Origin of the sequence: Stieleria sedimenti (genome assembly GCF_025060895.1) — a bacterium.
Lineage (GTDB): Bacteria > Planctomycetota > Planctomycetia > Pirellulales > Pirellulaceae > Stieleria > Stieleria sedimenti.
The window spans coordinates 1-3,435 of the sequence record NZ_JANZKV010000379.1 but is presented as its reverse complement, the minus strand read 5'-3'; the positions used below and the strand labels follow the sequence as shown (position 1 = coordinate 3,435).

Genomic DNA, 3,435 nt, shown 5'->3' with positions numbered 1-3,435 from the left:
TCAGCGATCTGCGTTTGGGTGACGAATACGAGTACGTGTTGCGTCGGCAATACGCCGCCAAATACCCCGGCGTGATGTTGCCCCAACCCAGCATCCTGCTGAACCCCTGGGAAACTGAAACGACGTCGAACGAAAGTCAAAGTGCCCGCGATGGAGCAGTTCCCCCGCCATCGGCCGCACCGGCACGGGAGAGCATGTCTCGATCAGCCGACAGCGCGTTCGAAGGTGAGGGTGGCGTTGCTGCCGCCCCCGATTTTGACTTCTTGTCCGACGGTGGCGTGCTGGCGGCCAACTTGATCGCGGATGCCGACGGCCGCGTCACCATCCCCGCCGACCTGATCGATGGCATGCCGATCGTCCAGGTGATCGTGGCCGATCCGGCGACCGTGTTGCGACGAACGCTGACGGCCCCATTGACCGATCCCGAAACGGAAGACCTGCGACTGGCCAACTCCCTGCCGCTGGATCAATCCCTGTCCTTCGAACGGGCCGTTTCGATCGTTTCGGCCGCTGATCCGCTCGACCTCGCCCAGCTCGGCTCGGCCCAGGTCCAGGTCTACGGAAACGTCGATTCCTTGATGACGATTTATCGGACGCTCATCGACGATGAGCGGCTGGACGAATTCCAGGTGCTCGGTCGCTGGCACACGCTAACCACGGCCGAAAAACTTACGCACTACTCCGAGCTTGCCTGCCACGAGTTGCATCTGTTCCTGCGGATGCACGATCGCGAATTCTTCGATTCGGTGATCAAACCCTATCTGAGCAACAAGAAAGAAAAGCAATTCATCGATCATTGGTTGCTCGGCAACGACCTGTCCGAGTACGCGACGCTCTGGAAATACCAGCGACTCTCCGCCGCCGAACGCGCCCTGCTGGCCATCCGAGTCCCGGCGCTACGCGCCTCCATTCGCCGCGATCTGTTTGAATCGGTCGCCCTGCTCGATGAAGACTACGGGACCCGCCGCAAACTGATCGAAAGCGCCTTGCGATCCAGCCGCATGTCGGTTTCCGGCTCAATGGTTGAAATGGAAGCAATGGCTGAAACCTTCGGATTGTTCGACGGTGAGGTCCACATGGATACGGATATGGCCATGCCAATGGGCATGGCCGGAGGCATGGGGGGTGGCGGCGCGGCCGACAAAAAACTCGAAGCGGGTCGGCGCGCCGACGTCGCCCGTCGACTCGGCCGCATGCAGAAAGCCGCGCCGGGCAACGCGATGATGTTCGGGGCGCGCGGCCTGGGGCTCGAAGCTCAACGTGCGTTCTACCAAGAACTCGACAGCACCAAGCAATGGGCCGAAAGCCACTTCGATCGAGTCCGTGTCGTCGGTGGTCCGTCACCGATCGAACTGATTCCGATCAACGCCTTTTGGAACGAACTGGCCAACAACGAGTGGACCGACGACGCATCGGTGCCGTCGGTGTCGAAACACTTGCTCGAATGCACCAACAATCGACACTCCGCGTTGATCGCCTTGGCGATGTGTGGGTTGCCGCTGAAATCCGGCGAGATCTCATTGCCATCCAGACCCGAGACCGTCTATCGGCCGGAACACCCCGTCGCCCTGGTGACCAAACGCCTGCGAACGCTGGAACCCGCCGACGCGGAGCCCGGCGTGCTGATCGGGCAACTTTTCCAGCAAGTCAACCAGGACCGCCGCGACGACGACGAACCGCGAGAACCCGACCAGTTCGTCACCGGCGAAGCCTACCAGGGGCAAGTCGTGGTTTCGAACCCGACGGCGACCGAAAAGATCGTCGAGCTGTTTTGGCAGATCCCCGCCGGAAGCATCCCGCTGGCCGGCAGCCAAGTCACCGACAGCAAGACGATCAAGCTGGCACCATTTGCCGTCTCGGCCATCGACTACAAGTTCTACTTCCCCGCCGTTGGCAAATTCGTCCACTACCCCGCAACCGTTTCTCAGGGCGAAACGCTGTTGGCCAGTGGAAAAGAAAAGACGTTCAACGTCGCCGAAGAATGGAACGATGACGCGGTGACCTGGCAATCGATCGCCCGGGACGGTTCGGCCGCTGAAATCAAAACGTTCCTCGATCAGGCCAATCTGCATGAACTCGATTGGAACCACGTGCTGCATCGGATGCGTGATCGCGACGTCTATGAAACCGTCGTCGATGTGATGAAGCAAGCGCGATTGCCCGAGGCCGCGGTTTGGGCGTACGGTTTTCATCACGATGACCTGGATTCGATGCGTCGCTTCCTTTCGCTTCGCAACGACTTGATCGCACGCGTCGGCCCCTCGCTGGAGTCGACCCTGTTGACCATCGATTCGATCGAACAAGGTGCCTATGAACACCTGGAATACGCGCCGCTGGTTCGCGCCCGAATCCATCGTTTGGGTGAAGTCGACGAGATTCTCAACCCGACCTTCCTGAACCACTACCAACAGTTCGTCCGCCGACTCGGTTTCCAAGCCGAAATCGCGAGCACCGAAAAGATGCCGCTGACGTATTACCTGTTGCTTCAAAACCGGATCGAAGAAGCGACGCAGTTCTTCGGCACGCTCAATCGCGAACAAGTTCCCAGTCAGTTGCAGCACGATTACTTGGCCGGCTACCTGGCGCTCCATCAAGGCAACTATGAAGCGGCCTTGGAAATCGCCGGTCGCTACGAATCCCATCCCGTTCCGCGTTGGAACGACCGCTTTGCCCAGATGGGACTGCACGTTCGCCAGCGATTCGAACTGATGGACGCCGGGCAACTCGTTTCGGTCGGTGCCCCGAAAGCGATCGATGATGCCGGGGTTTCGCCCAAGGCTGCCGACCTGGCGATCGCCGACCGAGACCGGGCCAACAGCCAAGCGTCTGCGTCGGTCCCCGAAGTGATCGTCCGTGTGGAAGACGACACGGTGCGAATCGACCACCGCAACACCGACCAAGTCGACATCAACTTGTACGGCGTCGACCTGGAACTGCTGTTCAGCAACGCCCCGTTTGCACGCGATGACTTGCAACGGATCGCGATGGTGCGACCGACACGGGCCGACACCGTGACGATGCAATCCAAGACCGGCACGGCACGCTACCCGATCCCGGCCGATCTGCGAAGCAAAACGCTGTTGGTCGAAGCCAACGTCGGGGCCTCGCGAAACACGTCGTTGTATTACGGGGGTGAGTTGACGACCTATGTCAGTGAAGGCTTTGGGCAGCTGCAAACCACCGATGCCACTTCCCATCGCCCGGTCGCCGGTGCCTATGTGAAGGTCTATGCCCGCTATCCCGATGGCAGTGTCCGATTCTTCAAAGACGGCTACACCGATGGGCGTGGACGGTTTGACTACACCAGCATCAGTGCCGCCGATGCCAAAGGCGCCCAGCGTTACGCGATCCTGGTGCTCAGCGACGACAAAGGCGCCACCCTGCACGACGTCGCCGCACCGTAAGTGGTGGCGGCTCGTTGGTGTCCAGCCTTCA

The 3,435-nt window shown here is 60.3% G+C and carries 1 protein-coding gene; it reads left to right on the top strand.

Translation table 11 applies throughout. The annotated features are described in order from the left end of the window. On the top strand, positions 1–3,404 hold a 3,404-nt coding region (locus tag NZK35_RS33965; protein WP_259636972.1), incomplete at its 5' end, for a hypothetical protein. Positions 3,405–3,435: the final 31 nt, after the last annotated feature.